Below are 17,658 nucleotides of genomic sequence, written 5' to 3'. Positions count from 1 at the left end.
TACCATGCCTGATTCGAACACCAAGGAAGATGAGCTTGCCGGCACCGAGCAGCCGTTCGTGCAGCACCTCATGGAGCTGCGCAACCGGTTGGTCTACTGCCTGATCGGCCTGGGCATCGCCATGGCGGCGCTGGCCATCTGGCCTTCGCCCAGCGGGCTCATCGACATCGTCGCGCACCCGATCCGGGCGCACATGCCGCCCGGCGCCAAGCTGATCGCCGTAGGCGTGTTCTCGCCGTTCTTCGTGCCCCTCAAGGTGCTGATGATGGCCGGTGTGCTGCTGGCCCTGCCCTGGCTCATGTACCAGATCTGGGCCTTCGTCGCGCCCGGCCTGTACTCGCATGAGAAACGGCTGGCCGTGCCCTTGATCGTGTTCGGCAGTGCACTGGCCTATATCGGCATCGGGTTCGTGCAATTCTTCGTGCTGGACAAGATGTTCGCCTTCATCCAGGCCGTGACGCCCGAGAGCGTGAACGCGACGCCGGACATCGCGTCCTACGTCGAGGCCATCCTGGGCCTGTATCTGGCCTTCGGCCTGGCGTTCCAGGTGCCCATCGTCGTGATGCTGCTGGTGCGCATGGAGATGGTCACGATCGAGAAGCTCAAGAGCTTCCGTGGCTACTTCATCGTGCTGGCCTTCGTGATCTCGGCCGTCATCACGCCGCCGGACGTGATCTCGCAACTGGCGCTGGCCGTGCCCATGTGCCTGCTGTACGAGGCCGGCATCTGGGGCGCGCGCTTCTTCGTGAAGTACAGCCGCGCGCCGGAAGACGAAGAGAAGGCGCCGTCGCCGGACGCCTGAGCGGCTTTACTGGCCGTTGCGGCGCTGCGCGGGCCGCACGCCGGGTGTGACATCGATGCGGACTTTCTCATCGCGGCGCAGCACCTCGAAGGCCGAGACCGTGCCGGGCTTGAGCGCCGCCACGCTGGACAGCAGTTCCGACACATTGCCGACCGCCTTGCCTGCCACGTCCACGATCACGTCGCCCGGCCGGATGCCGGCCTGCGCGGCCGGACCGTTCTGCAGCACGCCAGTGATGATCACGCCAGCGGTGGCCTTCACGCCGAAGGTCTCGGCCAGCTCGGGCGACAGGTCGTTGGGCTCCACGCCGATCCAGCCGCGCGTGACATGGCCATCACGCACGATGCCCTCGAGCACGAGCTTGGCAGTCGATGTCGGGATCGCAAAGCCGATGCCCATGCTGCCGCCCGAGCGCGAGTAGATCGCGGTGTTGATGCCCATCAGGTTGCCGGCGGTGTCGACCAGCGCCCCGCCGGAGTTGCCGGGATTGATGGCGGCATCGGTCTGGATGAAGTTCTCGAAGAGATTGATGCCGAGCTGGTTGCGCCCCAGCGCGCTGACGATGCCGCTCGTCACGGTCTGGCCCACACCGAACGGGTTGCCGATCGCCAGAACCTGGTCGCCGACCAGCAGCGCATCCGAGTTGCCCAGCACCATGACGGGCAGCTTGTCGAGCGCGATCTTGAGGATGGCCAGGTCGGTCTCCGGGTCCGTGCCGATGACCTCTGCCCGGATGCGCCTGGCATCGGTCAGGATGACCTCGATGGCATCCGCGCCCTCGACGACGTGGTTGTTGGTCAGCACATAGCCCTCGGGGCTGACGATCACGCCGCTGCCCAGGCCGGCCTGGGCTTCACCGCCACGGTCGCCGAAGAAGAAGCGGAACCAGGGGTCGTTGCTCTGCGGATGGCGTGCCGCCTTGCTGGTGTTGATGCTGACCACCGCGGGCGAGGCCCGCTTGGCGGCGGCCGCGAAGCTCCCGGCTGCCGGCTGGACCGGCACCGCGGGCGCAGGTGCCTCGAGCAGCGAGACCGCGCCGAAGGCGGGCCGCTTGCCCAGCCATTCGGGTTTCAAGGTGCCGACGACGAAATACGCCGCCAGCAACACGGTGACGGATTGGGCAAATAGGAGCCAGATGCGCTTCATGGGAGAGGGGGAGTGCGCTCCTGCGTGGGGAGTCCACGGGACCGGCGGAGCGGGCCGCCATTGTCCCCCATGGCCGCGCGCTGAGACAATCGCCGCCATGGGCACCACGACAAGACAGGAACTGCTGCAGGCCTTCGACGGCCTGTTGCAGCCAGCGCGTTTCAAGGACTACGGGCCCAACGGGCTGCAGGTCGAAGGCCGGGCCGATATTGGCTTACTGGTCAGTGGCGTCACTGCGAGCCGGGCACTGATCGAAGCGGCGATCGCTGCCCGGGCCGACGCCATCTTCGTGCACCACGGCTTGTTCTGGCGCGGCCAGAGCGGCACAGTCACGGGCTGGATGAAGCAGCGCCTGGCGTTGCTGCTCGCGCACGACATCAGCCTCTACGCCTACCACCTGCCGCTCGATGCACACGCGGAGTTGGGCAACAACGCGCAACTCGGACGCGTGCTGGGCCTGGCGCCTGCGGCCACGCGCTTCGGCGAGCAGGACCTGGGCTTCCTCGGCGCGGCGGTGGAGGGCGAGGCGTTTGCCGATGCGCGGGCCCTGGCGCGCCAGGTCGAGCAGCGGTTGGGCCGCGCCGTCACCCTGGTCGATGCCGGTGCCCGGCCGCTGCGCCGCATCGCCTGGTGCACGGGGGGCGCGCAGTCCTATTTCGAAGCTGCCATCGCGGCTGGGGCCGACGCGTTCATCACGGGCGAGATCTCCGAACCGCAGGCGCATCTGGCGCGCGAGTGCGGCGTGGCCTTCCTGGCCTGCGGCCACCATGCGAGCGAGCGCTACGGGGCGCCGGCCGTCGCTGCCCATGTGGCCGACGCACTGGGTATCGCGCACCGCTTCATCGAGATCAAGAACCCTGCCTGATGTCCAGACGCCCCATTGCCATCAGCCTGGGCGATGCCGCGGGCATTGGCCCGGAGACCATCGCCATGGCGTTTCGCGCTGCTCCGGAGCTGGTGCAGCACTGCTTCGTCGTCGGTGACGTGGGCGTGATGCGCCGTGCAGCGGGCTTCCTGCCCGGCATCGCGATGCCAGTGGCGCGCATCGGCGCGGCGCACGACGCGCTGACCGTGCCCCCGCGCTGCATTCCCGTGCTGCAGCCAGGGCCCGATGTGACGGCGCCAGCCATGGGTGTCGTCAGCGCGGAGGCTGGCCGCCTAGCCGCCGACTGCGTGGTCTGGGGCGCGCGCGCTGCGCTGCGCGGCGAGGTCGCGGCGCTGGTGACGGCGCCGCTGCACAAGGAGGCCCTGGCCGCTGCCGGTGTGCCGTATCCGGGGCACACCGAGTTGTTGCAGGCCGAGGCCGCTGCATTTGCGCACCGACCCTTGTCGGCCATGCCCGTGCGCATGATGCTTGCGAACCCCGAGCTGCGCACCGTGCTGGTCAGCATCCACATGTCGTTGCGCGCCGCTCTGGATGCCGTGACCTTCGACAACGTTCTGCAGACCTTGCGCATCACGCAGGCCGCGCTGAGCACCATGCTGGGCCGTGGACCGCGCATTGCCGTGGCGGGCCTGAACCCCCATGCAGGCGAAGGCGGCCTGTTCGGCCGCGAAGAGATCGACACCATCGTGCCGGCGATCGCGGCCGCCCGGGCCGAGGGCATCGTGGCCGACGGCCCCCATGCGCCCGACACCGTGTTCATGCGTGCGCGTACGGGCGAGTTCGACGTGGTGGTGGCGATGTACCACGACCAGGGATTGATCCCGGTGAAGTATCTGGGTGTGGAGCAGGGCGTGAACGTGACCTTGGGTCTGCCGCTGGTCCGCACCAGCCCGGACCATGGCACGGCCTTCGACATCGCCGGCACGGGCACGGCCGATGCACGCAGCCTCATCGAGGCCTTGCGCATGGCGCGCCAGCTCGCCGGGGCCTGAAGGCGCTTACCTGCGTTGCAGGCTGTCGCGGATCTCGCGCAGCAGGACGATGTCTTCGGGGGCCGCGGCCGGCGGCGGCGGAGGTGCCTGGCGCTTCAGGCGGTTGATCTGCTTGACCATCATGAAGATGATGAAGGCCAGGATGATGAAGTTCACCGCGATGGTGATGAAGCTGCCATAGGCCAGCACGGGCACACCGGCCTTGCGCAGGGCATCGAGCGTCATCGGCACGCCCGCGGGCGGTGTGCCGAGCACGACGAACAAGTTGGAGAAATCCAGCCGCCCGAACACCAGGCCCACGACCGGCATGATCAGGTCGGCGACCACGGAGTCGACGATCTTGCCGAATGCGCCGCCGATGATCACGCCGACCGCCAGGTCAATCACGTTGCCTTTGACGGCGAACTCCCTGAACTCTTGCATCATGCCCATGGCACACATCTCCGTTGTTGAAAACGGCTGCATTCTCGCTGCAAACACGTGTCGGAATCGCTTGCTTTCGGGGGAGCTGCGCCTGCAGAGCAGCTGAAGCGGTCCGCTACAATCTTCGGTTGACTCCAATAAGAGATGTTGTTTGAGGAACCCCATGAGTGACATTCCGGTCGACCGCAGCAAACGGACCTGGCTCATCGCCTCCGGTTGCGCGGGTGCAGTGGGTGGCGTCGCCACCGCTGTGCCTTTCGTGAGTACCTTTCAACCGTCCGAGCGAGCCAAGGCCGCTGGTGCTGCCGTCGAAGTCGACATTTCGGCGCTCAAGCCCGGCGAGAAGGTCACCGTCGAATGGCGGGGCAAGCCGGTGTGGATCATCAAGCGCACACCCGAGCAACTCGCCGAGCTGCCCAAGCTCGATCCGCAGCTGGCCGACCCGAAGTCCGAACGCAAGCCATCCGAACTCACGCCCGCGTACGCGCGCAACGAAGGCCGTTCGATCAAGGCGGACGTGTTGGTCGTTGTCGGAATCTGCACCCACCTTGGATGCTCCCCTGTCGACAAGTTCCAGCCGGGTGCGCAGCCGTCGCTGCCGGATGATTGGGGCGGTGGCTTTCTTTGCCCCTGCCATGGCTCGACCTTCGACATGGCCGGCCGCGTGTTCAAGAACAAGCCCGCGCCCGACAACCTCGAAGTGCCGCCGCACATGTACCTGTCCGACACGCGCCTTCTGATCGGCGAAGACAAGAAGGCCTGAGGACGACATGGCACAGTTCAACGAGATCTCTCCGAACGCCCCGATCGGCGCCAAGCTGCTCAACTGGGTCGATAACCGCTTCCCCGCGTCCAAGCTGTACAAGGAACATCTGTCCGAGTACTACGCGCCGAAGAACTTCAACTTCTGGTATTTCTTCGGTTCGCTGGCCCTGCTGGTGCTGGTGATCCAGATCGTCACGGGCATCTTCCTCGTGATGCACTACAAGCCCGATGCGAACCTGGCGTTCGCCTCGGTCGAGTACATCATGCGCGACGTGCCATGGGGCTGGCTGATCCGCTACATGCACTCCACGGGCGCGTCGGCCTTCTTCGTGGTCGTGTATCTGCACATGTTCCGTGGCTTGCTGTACGGCTCGTACCGCAAGCCGCGCGAACTGGTCTGGGTGTTCGGCTGCGCGATCTTCCTGTGCCTGATGGCCGAAGCCTTCATGGGCTACCTGTTGCCCTGGGGCCAGATGTCGTACTGGGGCGCGCAGGTGATCGTGAACCTGTTCGCCGCCATCCCGTTCATCGGGCCGGACCTGGCCCTGCTGATCCGCGGCGACTACGTGGTCGGCGACGCCACGCTGAACCGCTTCTTCAGCTTCCACGTGATCGCCGTGCCGCTGGTGCTGCTGGGCCTGGTGGCTGCGCACATCATCGCGTTGCACGAAGTCGGCTCGAACAACCCGGACGGCATCGAAGTCAAGGCCCCCAACTATCCCAAGGACGCCAACGGCCATTCGGTCGACGCGATTCCGTTCCACCCCTACTACTCGGTGCACGACATGCTTGGCGTGGGCGTGTTCCTGATGGTGTTCACCGCGATCATCTTCTTCGCACCCGAGTTCGGCGGCTACTTCCTCGAGTACAACAATTTCATTCCCGCCGACCCGCTGAAGACACCGGCGCATATCGCCCCGGTCTGGTATTTCACGCCGTTCTATTCGATGCTGCGTGCGATCACGAGCGAGATGATGTACGTGCTGATGGCCTGCGTGGTGCTAGGCGCCGGCCTGATGGTCGCCAAGCTGCGCCTGCCTGGTCTGGTCAAGGGTGTCATCGTGGTCGCAGCCGTCGTCGCTGTCGCGCTCATGATGTCCATCGACGCCAAGTTCTGGGGCGTGGTCGTGATGGGCGGCGCCGTGATCATCCTGTTCTTCCTGCCCTGGCTGGACTTCAGCCCCGTCAAGTCGATCCGCTACCGCCCCAACTGGCACAAGTACGTGTACGGCGTGTTCGTCGTGAACTTCCTGGTGCTCGGCTACCTGGGCGTTCAAGCCCCGTCACCCATCGGCGAGCGTGTGTCGCAGGTCGGCACGCTCTTCTACTTCGGCTTCTTCCTGCTCATGCCGTGGTGGAGCCGCCTGGGCGAGCCCAAACCCGTGCCTGCGCGCGTGACGTTCACGCCGCACTGAGCCGATTGCTGACCATGAAAAAAAACATCCACGGTTTTCTCGCGGGACTCCTCTTGTCCTTCGGCCTGATGGCTGGCGCGCAAGCTGCCGAAGGTGGCATCGCCTGGGACAAGGCGCCGCTCAAGACGAACGACATGTCGTCGCTGCAGAACGGCGCCAAGCTGTTCGTCAACTACTGCCTGAACTGCCACTCCGCAGCCTTCATGCGCTTCAACCGCCTGCGCGACATCGGCCTGACCGAGCAGCAGATCAAGGACAACCTGCTGTTCACGACCGAGAAGGTCGGCGACACCATGAAGGCCGCGATCGATCCGCAGAAGGCCAAGGAATGGTTCGGTGCGAACCCGCCCGACCTGACCTTGATGACGCGTTCGCGCTCGGGCCATGGCGGCACCGGTGCCGACTATCTCTATACCTACCTGCGCACCTACTACCGCGATGACACCAAGGCGACGGGCTGGAACAACCTGGCGTTCCCCAGTGTCGGCATGCCGCACGTGTTGTGGCAGCTGCAAGGCGAACGCCGCCCAGTGTTCGAAGAGGTGCAAAGCCACGGCCACGCTACCCAGGTCTTCAAGGGCTGGGAGCAGGTCACGCCCGGCAGCATGACGCCACTGCAGTACGACCAAGCTGTGGGCGATCTGGTCAGCTTCATGGCCTGGATGGGCGAGCCGGCCCAAAATACGCGTGTGCGCATCGGCGTCTGGGTGCTGCTGTTCCTGAGCGTGTTCACCGTGATTGCCTGGCGCTTGAACGCGGCGTTCTGGAAAGACGTCAAGTAACCCGTGCCTGGGGCGCTGCCCCGGGTGACCGCAGAGTGGGTGCGTACGGCGCAGCCCACTCTTTTTGATTTTTAGGAGTCTGTGCTCATGATGGTCTTGTACTCGGGAACGACCTGCCCCTTTTCCCACCGCTGCCGCTTCGTCCTGTTCGAAAAGGGCATGGACTTCGAGATCCGTGACGTCGATCTCTACAACAAGCCCGAAGACATCAGCGTCATGAACCCGTACGGCCAAGTGCCGATCCTGGTCGAGCGCGACCTGATCCTGTACGAGTCGAACATCATCAACGAGTACATCGACGAACGCTTCCCGCATCCCCAGTTGATGCCCGGCGACCCGGTCGACCGCGCCCGCGTGCGCCTGTTCCTGCTGAATTTCGAGAAGGAGCTGTTCGTACACGTCGGCCTGCTCGAATCGCGCGCCTCCAAGGGCAACGAGAAGGCGCTGGAAAAGGCGCGCGCCCACATCCGTGACCGCCTCACGCAACTGGCCCCGGTGTTCCTGAAGAACAAGTACATGCTGGGGGAGAACTTCTCCATGCTGGACGTGGCCATCGCGCCGCTGCTGTGGCGCCTGGACTTCTACGGCATCGACCTCAGCAAGAACGCAGCGCCGCTGTTGAAGTACGCCGAGCGCATCTTCTCGCGCCCGGCCTACATCGAGGCGTTGACGCCGTCCGAAAAGGTCATGCGCAAGTAAGCAGGCATGGGCTTGATGAACGCACTCGACGCCACCTCGACGCGCCCGTACCTGATCCGGGCGCTCTACGAATGGTGCACCGACAACGGCTTCACGCCCTATGTTGCGGTGCTGGTCGACGAATCGGTGCAGGTGCCGCGTGAGTACGTGAAGGACGGCGAGATCGTGCTGAACATCAGCTTCGACGCCACCAGCGCGCTCAAGCTCGGCAACGACTTCATCGAATTCAAGGCCCGCTTCGCCGGCACGGCCCGCGAGATTCTCGTGCCCATCAGCCGCGTGATCGCAATCTATGCGCGCGAGAACGGGCAAGGCATGGCTTTCCCGTCGCCCGTGGCCGGCGCGGGCGTCGCACCGATCGCAGTCGAGCCGGCTTCGGCCGGGCATGCCGACGACAGATCGTCCAAGACCCTGCAGTTGGCACCTGAGCCCGCCGACGAGGGCGACACGCCGGAGCCTCCGCGCCCCGGCGCCAGTGGCCCGAGGCCCTCTCTCAAGCGCGTGAAGTAGGGCCTTGACCCGGCAGCTCGGGGCTTCAGTAGAATCCCTCGCTGTCTCCCATCCGCCGATTTAGCTCAGTTGGTAGAGCACCCGCCTTGTAAGCGGACGGTCGTCAGTTCGATTCCGACAATCGGCACCATTCACTCGAAACCCGCATGCCCGCCCAGGCATCGCGGGTTTTGTTTTGGGCAGACTAGAACAGCACGCGGCTGCGGATCGTGCCCGGCACCTGGGCCAGCTTCTGGAGCGCCATTTCCGACGAACTGGCATCCAGGTCGATCACCACGTAGCCGATCTTGTCGTTGGTCTGCAGGAACTGCGACGCGATGTTGATCTGGTTGTCCGAGAAGATGCGGTTGATTTCCGACAGCACGCCTGGCACGTTGTGGTGCACGTGCAGCAGGCGGTGCTTGCCTGGGTGCGAGGGCAGTGAAACCTCGGGGAAATTGACCGACGAGGTCGTGGTGCCGGTGTCGCTGTAACGCACCAGCTTCTCTGCCACCTCGATGCCGATATTGGCCTGTGCCTCCAGCGTGGAGCCGCCGATGTGCGGCGTGAGGATCACGTTGTCCAGCCCGCGCAAGGGCGACTGGAACTCGTCGTGGTTGCCACGCGGTTCGACCGGAAACACATCGATGGCCGCGCCGAGCAGCTTGCCGGACTGGATGGCCTGCGCGAGCGGATCGATCTCCACCACCGTGCCGCGCGAGGCGTTGATCAGGATGCTGCCAGGCTTCATGGCCGCGATCTGCGCGGCGCCGATCATCCATTGTGTGGACGGCGTCTCGGGCACATGCAGGGTCACGATGTCGCTTGCGGCCAGCAGCTCCGGCAGGCTGGCGACCTGGCGCGCATTGCCCAGCGGCAGCTTGGCCACGATGTCGTGGAACAGCACGTGCATGCCCAGGCTTTCGGCCAGCACCGACAGCTGCGTGCCGATGGCGCCATAGCCGACCACGCCCAGGGTCTTGCCTCGGATCTCGTAGGAGTTTTCGGCCGTCTTGAGCCAGCCGCCACGGTGCGCGGCGGCATTCTTGGCCGGCACGCCGCGCAACAGCAGGATGGCCTCGGCAATGACCAGCTCGGCCACCGAGCGGGTGTTGGAGTAGGGCGCGTTGAAGACCGCGATGCCGCGCGCGCGCGCCGCCTGCAGATCGACCTGGTTGGTGCCGATGCAGAAGCAGCCCACAGCTGCGAGCTTGTGGGCGTGGGCGAACACCTCCTCGGTGAGCTGCGTGCGCGACCGGATGCCCAGGAAATGCGCATCGGCGATCTTCTCCTTGAGCTGGGCGTCGGGCAGTGCCGAGGGCAGCGACTCGATCTGGCTGTAGCCCGCGGATCGCAGCAGGTCCACGGCCGAGGCATGCACGCCCTCCAGCAGCAAAAACTTGATCTTGGCTTTGTCCAGGGAGGTCGTGGGAAGCGTCATGGATGCGTGCGCGCCGAGTGGCTGGGAAAAGGGAGGGCGATCTTACGATGGGGGGCGCGCGGCACGCCCTGCACGCAGCGCTTTGGCAATGTCGCCAATGCGGACAAGCAGCAGGGCCGCGCTGGGCAGGGCGTCAGGCAGAGGCGGCGCAGGTGCCGCTCTGGCAACGCGCTAGATGGGGCGTCTGCGTGATCCTCGGTCTGGGCCTGCTGCTGCGGCAGGCCGTGCGCCGCCGCCGTCCGGCCTGAGCTCGGCCCCATGCACATCCCCGACGGCTTCCTGTCGCCGCAGACCTATCTGCCCGCTTACGGGCTGGCGTCGGGGGGGGGGCTGGTGGGCCGCCGGCCGTGGACTGCGTTTGCAGCTGGACGAGGCGCTGGTTCCGCGCCTGGCCGCGCTCACAGCCCTGGCCTACGGCATGGGTTTGGTCATGCTGCCGCTGCCGGGGGGCACTTCCGTGCATGCGATCGGCATCACCCTGCTGGCGCTGCTGTTCGGCGTGCGCCTGGCCTTCCTGAGCTGCAGCCTGGTGTTGCTGCTGCAGTCCTTGCTGTTCGGCGCCGGCGGCATCACGGCGCTGCCGGGCAATGCGCTGGCCATCTGCGGCGCGGCGCGCTGGTGGCCGTTGGCGTGTACCGGCTGGCGCGAGACTGGCAAGAAGAGCTGGCCGTTGCGCTCGCCGCCTGGTGTGCGGTCATGGTGTCTGCCGCACTCGTGGCGGTGGTGTTGGGCCTGCAACCCTGGCTTGTGCAGCGCGCCGACGGTTCATCGCTGTTCTTCCCCTTCGGGCTGGCCGTGGTGTTGCCCGCGATCTTGCTGCCGCATGTGCTGGTCGGCTTGGGCGAGGCCGTGCTGGCCGTGCTGGTCTGGCGCCTGGCCCGTGCGCGCCACTGGCGCTGGTCCACATGACGCCGCTGCGCTGGCTCGTGCGCGACCACGCGCTGGCGTTTTGCAGCCGCACACCGGGCGCGGCAAGGCTACGAGCGCGCAGCCGGCATGGCGCGGCCACGGCCGGCCATTTGCTGGACCAGCCCGTGGCCCGCGCCGCGGTGTCCACGCTGGCCGTGCGCGCACGCGGCGGCTTCGATGAGTGAACTGGAGCGCGTGGCCTTCGGTTGGCCCGATGCCGCACCAGTCTCGTTCGGGCTATCGCTGGCAGCACGACCCGTCGAGAAGATCGTGCTGCTGGGCGCCAATGGCGGCTGCAAGACCACGCGGCTGCGATTGCTGGACGCGCTGTTGTTTCCCACGGCCGGCACCCACCGCTACGACGGCGAGGCGGTCACGGCGCAGCGTGCGCGGCGCACGGACTGGTCCAGGCGCTTTCGCCGCGAGGTCGGCCTGCTGTTCCAGCACCCCGAAGCCATGCTGTTCAACCCCATGGTGCGCGATGAGATCGGCTATGGACCGCGCTGGCTGGGGCTGCCGGACGCAGAGTTGCGCATCGCGTAGTGGGCAAGCCAGCTGCGCATCGCCCACCTGCTGGACAAGCCGCCGTTCCTGTTGTCGGGAGGCGAGAAGCAGCGCCTGGCCCTGGCCTGCGTGCTGGTCATGGAGCCGCGGCTGCTGTTGCTCGATGAGCCCTTGGCCCATCTGGACCCGCGCACGGCTGGCTGGTTGCTCGACTGGCTCGCGCACAGCGATGGCACGGTGGTGGTCAGTACGCACCAACTCGCGTTGGCCCGCGGCTGGGCGCGCGGACGCGATGGCGCGATGGCCTTGGACGGTCCGCTGGACGCAGCCTCGCGCGACCCTGCGCTGCTGCGCCGCGCCGACCTGGCCTAGAGCCGCGCCTGGATCTTCACGCGGATGGCATCGACCTCCCAGCCGCGCGCGCGCAAGGCTGTCTGCAGCGTAGGCAGCAATTGGCGCAGCTTGGAGGCGGCCGCGCTGTTGTCCACCAGCAGGCACCAGCTGAGGCCGTCGATGGGCCCGGGCCGGATGCCGCGGCGCAGCGCAGGAGGGATCAGCGCCTGGACAGCCGCCAGCCGTTCGCCCGACTCGCGCGCCAGCGCGGTCAGCCGAGCCAGCGGGGCTGAGTCCTGCACGGCCTGCTGCAAGGTGTAGGAGCGTTGGCCTGGGTGCATGGACCGGGATTATCGGGGCCGCCCGGCGCATCAGGCCGCCCGGCATAAAATCGCCGGTTTGGCAAGGGCAGGCCGCGCATGGCGCAGCCGGGTTGGCGCCCTCGCAGCCACAACGGATTCCACCTTCTTTCAAGGGATTTCGGTCGCCTCGCAGCCGTAGCGGGCAGGGGCGATCTCGCATTCATGAACATCAATTTCCTGACCAAGATATTCGGCAGTCGCAACGAACGGCTGCTGAAGCAATACCGCAAGTCGGTGCAGGCGATCAATGCGCTGGAGTCCCAGTTCGAGAAGCTCTCTGACGAGCAACTGCGCGGCAAGACCCAGGAGTTCAAGGACCGCGTGGCGGCCGGCACATCGCTGGACGACCTGCTGCCCGAGGCCTTCGCCGTCGTGCGCGAGGGCTCCAAGCGCGTCATGAAGATGCGGCATTTCGACGTGCAGATGCTGGGCGGCATGGCGCTGCACAACGGCAAGATCGCCGAAATGCGCACGGGCGAGGGCAAGACGCTCACCGCCACCTTGCCGGTGTACCTGAACGCGCTGTCGGGCAAGGGCGTGCACGTGGTCACGGTCAACGACTACCTGGCCAACCGCGACGCGACCTGGATGGGCCAGCTCTACAACTTCCTGGGCCTCACCGTCGGCATCAACCTGCCGCAGATGTCGCGCGAGGAGAAGCAGGCCGCCTACAACGCGGACATCACCTACGGCACGAACAACGAATACGGCTTCGACTACCTGCGCGACAACATGGTCTACGAGGTGCGCGACCGCGTGCAGCGCGGCCTGAACTTCGCCATCGTCGACGAGGTGGACTCGATCCTGATCGATGAGGCCCGCACGCCGCTGATCATCAGCGGCCAGGCCGAAGACCACACCCAGCTCTACCTGGCCATCAACAAGGCCGTGCCGGCGCTGACGCGGCAAGAGGGCGAGGCCGACCCGCGCACCGGCGAGGGCGTGACCAAGCCGGGCGACTTCACGGTCGATGAGAAGTCGCATCAGGTGTTCCTGACCGAGCAGGGCCATGAGAACGCCGAGCGCATCCTGTCCAGCCTGGGCCTGATCCCCGAGGGCGCGTCGCTGTACGACCCGTCCAATATCACGCTGATGCACCACCTGTACGCAGCGCTGCGGGCCAACCACATCTACCACCGTGACCAGCACTACGTGGTGCAGGGTGGCGAGGTCGTGATCGTGGACGAGTTCACGGGCCGCCTCATGAGCGGTCGGCGCTGGAGTGAAGGCCTGCACCAGGCCGTCGAAGCCAAGGAAGGCGTGGCCATCCAGCCCGAGAACCAGACCCTGGCCTCCATTACGTTCCAGAACTACTTCCGGCTGTATGCCAAGCTGGCCGGCATGACCGGCACGGCAGACACCGAAGCCTATGAGTTCCAGTCGATCTACGGCCTGGAAACCATGCTGATTCCGCCCAACCGGCCCAGCAAGCGCGAAGACCAGCTGGACCGTGTCTACAAGACGACCAAGGAAAAGTACGACGCCGCGATCAAGGACATCCGCGAATGCCACGAGCGCGGCCAGCCGGTGCTGGTCGGCACGACCTCGATCGAGAACTCCGAGATCATCGACAAGCTGCTGGACCAGGCCCAGCTGCCGCACCAGGTGCTCAACGCGAAGCAGCATGCGCGAGAGGCCGACATCGTGGCCCAGGCCGGCCGGCCCAAGATGATCACGATTGCCACCAACATGGCGGGCCGCGGCACCGACATCGTGCTGGGCGGCAACCTGGAGATGGCGATCAAGGCCATTGAGGCCGATGCGTCGCTGGACGAGGCCGACAAGGCAGCCGAGATCGAACGCGCGCGCGCGCAGTGGAAGATCGACCACGAGACCGTGACGTCGCTCGGCGGGCTGCGCATCATCGCCACCGAACGCCATGAGTCGCGCCGCATTGACAACCAGCTGCGCGGCCGTTCCGGGCGGCAGGGCGACCCGGGTTCCTCACGCTTCTTCCTGAGCCTGGACGACCCGCTTATGCGCATCTTCGCGGGCGACCGCGTGAAGGCCATCATGGACCGGCTCAAGATGCCCGAGGGCGAGGCCATCGAGGCCGGCATCGTCACGCGCAGCATCGAGAGCGCACAGCGCAAGGTGGAGGCGCGCAACTTCGACATGCGCAAGCAGCTGCTCGAGTACGACGACGTCGCCAACGACCAGCGCAAGGTCATTTACACGCAGCGCAACGAAATCCTGGACGCGGCCGACCTGAACGACGTGATCCGCGGCCTGCGCCACGGCTGCTTCACCGACCTGGTGCGCCAGTTCGTGCCGGCCGAGTCGGTGGAAGAGCAATGGGACCTGCCGGCGCTGGAGAAGACGCTGGCCGAGGACTGGCAGATCACGCTGCCGCTGGCCGCCGAGGTCGAGGCCTCGAATGCCATCACCGACGAAGACATCCTGGAAAAGGTCGTCGCTGCAGCCGACGCCGCCTTCGCGGCCAAGGTCGAGCTGGTCGGCGGGGCGAACTTCACGCAATTCGAGCGCATGGTGCTGCTGCAGAGCATCGACACGCACTGGCGCGAGCACCTGTCCTCGCTGGACTACCTGCGCCAGGGCATCCACCTGCGCGGCTATGCGCAGAAGCAGCCCAAGCAGGAATACAAGCGCGAGGCCTTCGAGCTGTTCGGCCAACTACTGGACGCGGTCAAGAACGACGTGACCAAGCTGCTCATGACCGTGCGCGTGCAGTCCAACGAGCAGATCGAGCAGGCGGCGCAGGATCTGGAGAGCCGCGGCGAGCGCGTGGCCAATGTGACCTACACGGCGCCGACGGAGACCGGCGAGGTGGAGTCGCGGCTGGACGAAAGCACCGCGCGCGCGAACCCGCTGGCCATGGACGGCCAGCGTGTTGGTCGCAACGACCCCTGCCCATGCGGCAGCGGCAAGAAGTTCAAGCAGTGCCACGGCAAGCTGGCATAAGGACGAGCATGCCCGTACATCTCACCGCCCCGAACCCCGCCGACCTGCATGCCGTGGCCGGCGTGCGCATCGGTGTCGCCGAAGCCGGCGTGCGCAAGGCCAACCGCAAGGACCTGACGGTCGTGCTGCTCGACGAGGGCGCGGCCGTGGCCGGCGTGTTCACGCAGAACCGCTTCTGTGCCGCCCCCGTGCAGATCTGCCGCAACCACCTGGCCGCCGGCCATGGCGTGCGCGCCATCCTGATCAACACCGGCAATGCCAATGCCGGCACCGGCGACGATGGCCTGGCACGTGCGCACTCCACGTGCGTGGCGCTGGCCCAGCACCTGGACCTCGCACCCGAGCAGGTGCTGCCGTTCTCCACCGGCGTGATCATGGAGCCGCTCCCGGCCGACCGCATCATCGCGGGCCTGCCCGCAGCGCTGGCCGATGCCCAGCCAGACCATTGGGCCCGCGCCGCCGAAGGCATCATGACCACGGACACCGTGCCCAAGGCCTTCAGTGCGCAGGTCCAGATCTCGGGCGCCACGGTCAGCATCACCGGCATCAGCAAGGGCGCCGGCATGATCCGGCCGAACATGGCAACCATGCTGGGCTTCCTGGCGACCGATGCGCGCATCGCGCCGGCGCTGGTGCAAAGCCTGGCCAAGGACCTGGCGGACGCGTCCTTCAACCGCGTGACCATCGATGGCGACACGTCCACGAACGACTCCTTCGTGGTGATCGCGACGCAGAAAGCCGAGCACCCGGTCATCGCGTCATGGGACTCGGCGGATGGCCAGGCCCTGAAAGCCGCGATGCTGCAGGTCGCGCAGAAGCTCGCCCAGGCCATCGTGCGCGACGGCGAGGGCGCGACCAAGTTCATCACCGTGCGCGTGGAAGGCGGCAAGACGGCCGAGGAATGCCGATTGGCGGCCTACGCCATCGCGCACTCGCCACTGGTCAAGACGGCCTTCTTCGCCAGCGACCCGAACCTGGGCCGCATCCTGGCGGCGGTCGGCTATGCCGGCATCGAGGACCTGGACCAGACGAAGATCGAACTGCATCTGGACGACGTGCACGTGGTCACGCGTGGTGGCCGCCGGCCCGAGTACCGCGAGGAAGACGGCCAGCGCGTCATGCAGCAGAGCGAGATCACGATCCGCGTGGGCCTGGGCCGCGGCGTGGCGGCCGACACGGTCTGGACCTGCGATCTCTCGCACGACTACGTGAGCATCAACGCCGATTACCGGTCATGAACGAGAGTTTCGAGCGCCTGCTCCAGAAAGCCGAGCAACTGATGGCGCGCATCGAGCGCGTGCTGCCGGCGCCATTGTCCGAACCCGACTGGGGCGCATCCATCGCCTACCGCTACCGCAAGCGCAGCTCCGGCCATGCGCTACTGGAGCCGGTGCGCCATGTGGGCGCGATGCAGCTGTCCGACCTCAAGGAGATCGACGGACAGAAGGACAAGATCCAGCGCAACACGCTGCAGTTCGTGGACGGCAAGCCGGCCAACAATGTGCTGCTGACGGGCGCGCGCGGGACGGGCAAGTCCTCGCTGATCCGCGCCTGCCTGAACGAGTACGCGCCGCGCGGCCTGCGCCTGATCGAAGTCGACAAGGCAGACCTCGTGGACCTGCCCGACATCGTCGAGGTCGTGGCGCAGCGCCCCGAGAAGTTCATGATCTTCTGCGACGACCTGAGCTTCGAGGACGGCGAGCCCGGCTACAAAGCGCTCAAGTCGATCCTCGATGGTTCGGTGGCTGCATCCACGCCCAACGTGCTGATCTATGCCACGAGCAACCGGCGCCACCTGCTGCCCGAGTACATGAAGGAAAACCTCACGTACAAGCACACGGACGACGGTGAGGTGCACCCGGGCGAAGTGGTGGAAGAGAAGATCTCCCTGTCCGAGCGCTTCGGCTTGTGGGTCAGCTTCTACCCGTTCACGCAGGAAGAGTACCTGACCATCGTGGCGCAGTGGCTGAGCGCGCTGGGCGTGCCGGCCGCGGCCATCGAGGCCTCGCGCGCCGAGGCCCTGGTCTGGGCGCTGGAGCGCGGCTCGCGTAGTGGCCGCGTGGCCTACCAGTTCGCGCGCGATTACGCGGGGCAGCACGCCGCATGACGCGTGCGCCGCTGGTGGCCGACGGCGATCGCCCGCGTGTCGGCGGCGCGGACCGGGCGCCGGTCGAGGTGGCGGTGGGCATCCTGCTGGCAGCTAACGGCGATTTCCTGCTGACCTCGCGGCCTGCCGGCAAGGTCTATGCGGGCTACTGGGAATTTCCGGGTGGCAAGCTGGAGGCGGGCGAGACCGTCGAGCAGGCCTTGCGCCGCGAGCTGCACGAGGAGATCGGCATCGTGATCGAGGCCGCGGAGCCCTGGAAGACGGAGCTGGTCGATTACCCGCATGCGCTGGTGCGGCTGAACTTCTGCAAGGTGCGGGCCTGGACGGGCGAGCTGGACATGCGCGAGGCGCAGAGCTTCGCCTGGGCTGCGCTGCCAGTGGCCCTGTCGCCCGTGCTGCCGGGCGCCTTGCCGGTGCTGGACTGGCTGGCCGCCGAGCGCGGCTTCACGGGCGCGACCTGCGCCTGAGGCGCTACTGCAGCCGGGGGTCGCCGAAGGGCTGATCGTCCGGTGGCGTGGGGTCGGGCACGGCGAAACTCTCGCTGGCCCAGGCGCCCAGATCGATGTCCTTGCAGCGCTCGCTGCAGAACGGGCGGAAGCGGTTGGCCGGGCCGTACAGGCTCTGGCCCTTGCAGGTGGGGCAGACGACCCAACGCGTGGTCTCGGGCTGCTCCATCACCAC

At 66.6% G+C, this 17,658-nt stretch carries 19 protein-coding genes, 1 tRNA gene and 2 pseudogenes; 17 read left to right on the top strand and 5 right to left on the bottom strand.

What is annotated here, in order from left to right; all coding sequences use genetic code 11:
* Positions 1-4 precede the first annotated feature (4 nt).
* On the top strand, positions 5-802 hold the full coding sequence (gene tatC / locus ASF43_RS04745) for a twin-arginine translocase subunit TatC (protein ID WP_056177211.1): 798 nt from the start codon (positions 5-7) through the stop codon (positions 800-802).
* A 6-nt stretch (positions 803-808) separates the two neighbouring features.
* Here tatC and ASF43_RS04740 read toward each other — a convergent pair whose 3' ends face one another.
* Positions 809-1,948, bottom strand: a complete 1,140-nt coding sequence (locus ASF43_RS04740; RefSeq protein WP_056177209.1) for a S1C family serine protease — start codon at positions 1,946-1,948, stop codon at positions 809-811.
* Positions 1,949-2,045: 97 nt separating this feature from the next.
* On the opposite strand from ASF43_RS04740, the gene ASF43_RS04735 reads away from it, so the two are divergent.
* Together ASF43_RS04735 and pdxA are read left to right on the top strand one after the other, a co-directional pair.
* The gene (locus ASF43_RS04735) at positions 2,046-2,813 is read left to right on the top strand and encodes a Nif3-like dinuclear metal center hexameric protein (protein WP_056177207.1); all 768 of its coding nucleotides are present in this window, start codon (positions 2,046-2,048) and stop codon (positions 2,811-2,813) included.
* Entirely contained in the window at positions 2,813-3,826 is a 1,014-nt protein-coding gene (gene pdxA, locus ASF43_RS04730) for a 4-hydroxythreonine-4-phosphate dehydrogenase PdxA (protein ID WP_056177205.1), read from the top strand. Before ASF43_RS04735 ends, pdxA begins: the two co-directional genes overlap by 1 nt.
* A 6-nt stretch (positions 3,827-3,832) precedes the next feature.
* Here the strand turns inward: pdxA and mscL are convergent, their stop codons facing one another.
* The gene (gene mscL, locus ASF43_RS04725; RefSeq protein ID WP_056177203.1) at positions 3,833-4,258 is read right to left on the bottom strand and encodes a large conductance mechanosensitive channel protein MscL; all 426 of its coding nucleotides are present in this window, start codon (positions 4,256-4,258) and stop codon (positions 3,833-3,835) included.
* Positions 4,259-4,412: 154 nt separating this feature from the next.
* Here mscL and petA point away from each other — a divergent pair, with 154 nt between their 5' ends.
* The 6 genes from petA (at position 4,413) to ASF43_RS04695 (ending at position 8,550) form a co-directional block, all read left to right on the top strand.
* The gene (gene petA / locus ASF43_RS04720) at positions 4,413-5,012 is read left to right on the top strand and encodes a ubiquinol-cytochrome c reductase iron-sulfur subunit (RefSeq protein WP_056177201.1); all 600 of its coding nucleotides are present in this window, start codon (positions 4,413-4,415) and stop codon (positions 5,010-5,012) included.
* Positions 5,013-5,019: 7 nt separating this feature from the next.
* A complete protein-coding gene (locus ASF43_RS04715; RefSeq protein WP_056177198.1) occupies positions 5,020-6,429 on the top strand; it encodes a cytochrome bc complex cytochrome b subunit in 1,410 nt (469 codons plus the stop codon).
* Between the two features lie 14 nt (positions 6,430-6,443).
* Positions 6,444-7,211: a cytochrome c1 gene (locus ASF43_RS04710; RefSeq protein ID WP_056177197.1), complete on the top strand. Its 768-nt coding sequence runs from the start codon at positions 6,444-6,446 to the stop codon at positions 7,209-7,211.
* An 87-nt stretch (positions 7,212-7,298) separates the two neighbouring features.
* Positions 7,299-7,910: a glutathione S-transferase N-terminal domain-containing protein gene (locus tag ASF43_RS04705; protein ID WP_056177195.1), complete on the top strand. Its 612-nt coding sequence runs from the start codon at positions 7,299-7,301 to the stop codon at positions 7,908-7,910.
* Between the two features lie 15 nt (positions 7,911-7,925).
* The gene (locus ASF43_RS04700) at positions 7,926-8,420 is read left to right on the top strand and encodes a ClpXP protease specificity-enhancing factor (protein WP_200932426.1); all 495 of its coding nucleotides are present in this window, start codon (positions 7,926-7,928) and stop codon (positions 8,418-8,420) included.
* 54 nt (positions 8,421-8,474) lie between these two features.
* Positions 8,475-8,550: transfer RNA gene (locus ASF43_RS04695), tRNA-Thr, on the top strand.
* A 54-nt stretch (positions 8,551-8,604) separates the two neighbouring features.
* Here ASF43_RS04695 and serA read toward each other — a convergent pair.
* Positions 8,605-9,840, bottom strand: a complete 1,236-nt coding sequence (gene serA / locus ASF43_RS04690; protein WP_056177193.1) for a phosphoglycerate dehydrogenase — start codon at positions 9,838-9,840, stop codon at positions 8,605-8,607.
* A 175-nt stretch (positions 9,841-10,015) separates the two neighbouring features.
* Here serA and ASF43_RS31555 point away from each other — a divergent pair.
* The 4 genes and pseudogenes from ASF43_RS31555 to ASF43_RS31980 form a co-directional block, all read left to right on the top strand.
* A pseudogene (locus ASF43_RS31555) lies at positions 10,016-10,393 on the top strand (energy-coupling factor ABC transporter permease); the annotation flags it as partial.
* Positions 10,394-10,458: 65 nt separating this feature from the next.
* Positions 10,459-10,749, top strand: a complete 291-nt coding sequence (locus ASF43_RS31550; protein WP_235578119.1) for an energy-coupling factor ABC transporter permease — start codon at positions 10,459-10,461, stop codon at positions 10,747-10,749.
* Positions 10,746-10,934, top strand: a complete 189-nt coding sequence (locus ASF43_RS31155; protein WP_056177191.1) for a hypothetical protein — start codon at positions 10,746-10,748, stop codon at positions 10,932-10,934. Before ASF43_RS31550 ends, ASF43_RS31155 begins: the two co-directional genes overlap by 4 nt.
* Positions 10,927-11,625: pseudogene (locus tag ASF43_RS31980) on the top strand (energy-coupling factor ABC transporter ATP-binding protein). The gene ASF43_RS31155 and the pseudogene ASF43_RS31980 overlap by 8 nt, the downstream one beginning before the upstream one ends.
* Here ASF43_RS31980 and ASF43_RS04665 read toward each other — a convergent pair.
* The gene (locus ASF43_RS04665) at positions 11,622-11,927 is read right to left on the bottom strand and encodes a DciA family protein (protein WP_056177186.1); all 306 of its coding nucleotides are present in this window, start codon (positions 11,925-11,927) and stop codon (positions 11,622-11,624) included. The pseudogene ASF43_RS31980 and the gene ASF43_RS04665 sit on opposite strands and share 4 nt — an antisense overlap.
* Before the next feature lie 183 nt (positions 11,928-12,110).
* Here ASF43_RS04665 and secA point away from each other — a divergent pair, with 183 nt between their 5' ends.
* The 4 genes from secA to ASF43_RS04645 are packed head-to-tail and all read left to right on the top strand — an operon-like array spanning position 12,111 to position 17,444.
* The gene (gene secA, locus ASF43_RS04660; protein ID WP_056177184.1) at positions 12,111-14,870 is read left to right on the top strand and encodes a preprotein translocase subunit SecA; all 2,760 of its coding nucleotides are present in this window, start codon (positions 12,111-12,113) and stop codon (positions 14,868-14,870) included.
* Positions 14,871-14,878: 8 nt separating this feature from the next.
* Positions 14,879-16,108, top strand: a complete 1,230-nt coding sequence (gene argJ, locus ASF43_RS04655) for a bifunctional glutamate N-acetyltransferase/amino-acid acetyltransferase ArgJ (protein ID WP_056177182.1) — start codon at positions 14,879-14,881, stop codon at positions 16,106-16,108.
* A complete protein-coding gene (locus ASF43_RS04650) occupies positions 16,105-16,977 on the top strand; it encodes an ATP-binding protein (protein WP_056177180.1) in 873 nt (290 codons plus the stop codon). Before argJ ends, ASF43_RS04650 begins: the two co-directional genes overlap by 4 nt.
* Positions 16,974-17,444 carry an NUDIX domain-containing protein gene (locus ASF43_RS04645; protein ID WP_056177178.1) on the top strand — a complete coding sequence of 157 codons (471 nt, stop codon included), beginning with the start codon at positions 16,974-16,976 and terminating at the stop codon, positions 17,442-17,444. The genes ASF43_RS04650 and ASF43_RS04645 overlap by 4 nt, the downstream gene beginning before the upstream one ends.
* Before the next feature lie 4 nt (positions 17,445-17,448).
* Here the strand turns inward: ASF43_RS04645 and ASF43_RS04640 are convergent, their stop codons facing one another.
* Positions 17,449-17,652 carry a DNA gyrase inhibitor YacG gene (locus tag ASF43_RS04640; RefSeq protein WP_056178119.1) on the bottom strand — a complete coding sequence of 68 codons (204 nt, stop codon included), beginning with the start codon at positions 17,650-17,652 and terminating at the stop codon, positions 17,449-17,451.
* Positions 17,653-17,658 lie beyond the last annotated feature (6 nt).

Origin of the sequence: Pseudorhodoferax sp. Leaf267 (assembly GCF_001422405.1) — a bacterium.
GTDB lineage: Bacteria > Pseudomonadota > Gammaproteobacteria > Burkholderiales > Burkholderiaceae_C > Pseudorhodoferax.
Note: the sequence above shows the minus strand (reverse complement) of the source record. Positions and strands in the feature narration are given on the sequence as shown.

Excerpts from the sequence above, each read along its gene's own strand:
- ASF43_RS31155 (WP_056177191.1), top strand. The coding sequence starts at position 10,746 with ATGACGCCGCTGCGCTGGCTCGTGCGCGACCACGCGCTGGCGTTTTGC.
- ASF43_RS04740 (WP_056177209.1), bottom strand. The coding sequence starts at position 1,948 with ATGAAGCGCATCTGGCTCCTATTTGCCCAATCCGTCACCGTGTTGCTG.
- tatC (WP_056177211.1), top strand. The coding sequence starts at position 5 with ATGCCTGATTCGAACACCAAGGAAGATGAGCTTGCCGGCACCGAGCAG.
- ASF43_RS04700 (WP_200932426.1), top strand. The coding sequence starts at position 7,926 with ATGAACGCACTCGACGCCACCTCGACGCGCCCGTACCTGATCCGGGCG.
- petA (WP_056177201.1), top strand. The coding sequence starts at position 4,413 with ATGAGTGACATTCCGGTCGACCGCAGCAAACGGACCTGGCTCATCGCC.
- argJ (WP_056177182.1), top strand. The coding sequence starts at position 14,879 with ATGCCCGTACATCTCACCGCCCCGAACCCCGCCGACCTGCATGCCGTG.
- pdxA (WP_056177205.1), top strand. The coding sequence starts at position 2,813 with ATGTCCAGACGCCCCATTGCCATCAGCCTGGGCGATGCCGCGGGCATT.
- ASF43_RS04665 (WP_056177186.1), bottom strand. The coding sequence starts at position 11,927 with ATGCACCCAGGCCAACGCTCCTACACCTTGCAGCAGGCCGTGCAGGAC.
- ASF43_RS04715 (WP_056177198.1), top strand. The coding sequence starts at position 5,020 with ATGGCACAGTTCAACGAGATCTCTCCGAACGCCCCGATCGGCGCCAAG.
- secA (WP_056177184.1), top strand. The coding sequence starts at position 12,111 with ATGAACATCAATTTCCTGACCAAGATATTCGGCAGTCGCAACGAACGG.
- mscL (WP_056177203.1), bottom strand. The coding sequence starts at position 4,258 with ATGGGCATGATGCAAGAGTTCAGGGAGTTCGCCGTCAAAGGCAACGTG.
- ASF43_RS04710 (WP_056177197.1), top strand. The coding sequence starts at position 6,444 with ATGAAAAAAAACATCCACGGTTTTCTCGCGGGACTCCTCTTGTCCTTC.
- ASF43_RS04640 (WP_056178119.1), bottom strand. The coding sequence starts at position 17,652 with ATGGAGCAGCCCGAGACCACGCGTTGGGTCGTCTGCCCCACCTGCAAG.
- ASF43_RS04650 (WP_056177180.1), top strand. The coding sequence starts at position 16,105 with ATGAACGAGAGTTTCGAGCGCCTGCTCCAGAAAGCCGAGCAACTGATG.
- serA (WP_056177193.1), bottom strand. The coding sequence starts at position 9,840 with ATGACGCTTCCCACGACCTCCCTGGACAAAGCCAAGATCAAGTTTTTG.
- ASF43_RS04735 (WP_056177207.1), top strand. The coding sequence starts at position 2,046 with ATGGGCACCACGACAAGACAGGAACTGCTGCAGGCCTTCGACGGCCTG.
- ASF43_RS04705 (WP_056177195.1), top strand. The coding sequence starts at position 7,299 with ATGATGGTCTTGTACTCGGGAACGACCTGCCCCTTTTCCCACCGCTGC.
- ASF43_RS04645 (WP_056177178.1), top strand. The coding sequence starts at position 16,974 with ATGACGCGTGCGCCGCTGGTGGCCGACGGCGATCGCCCGCGTGTCGGC.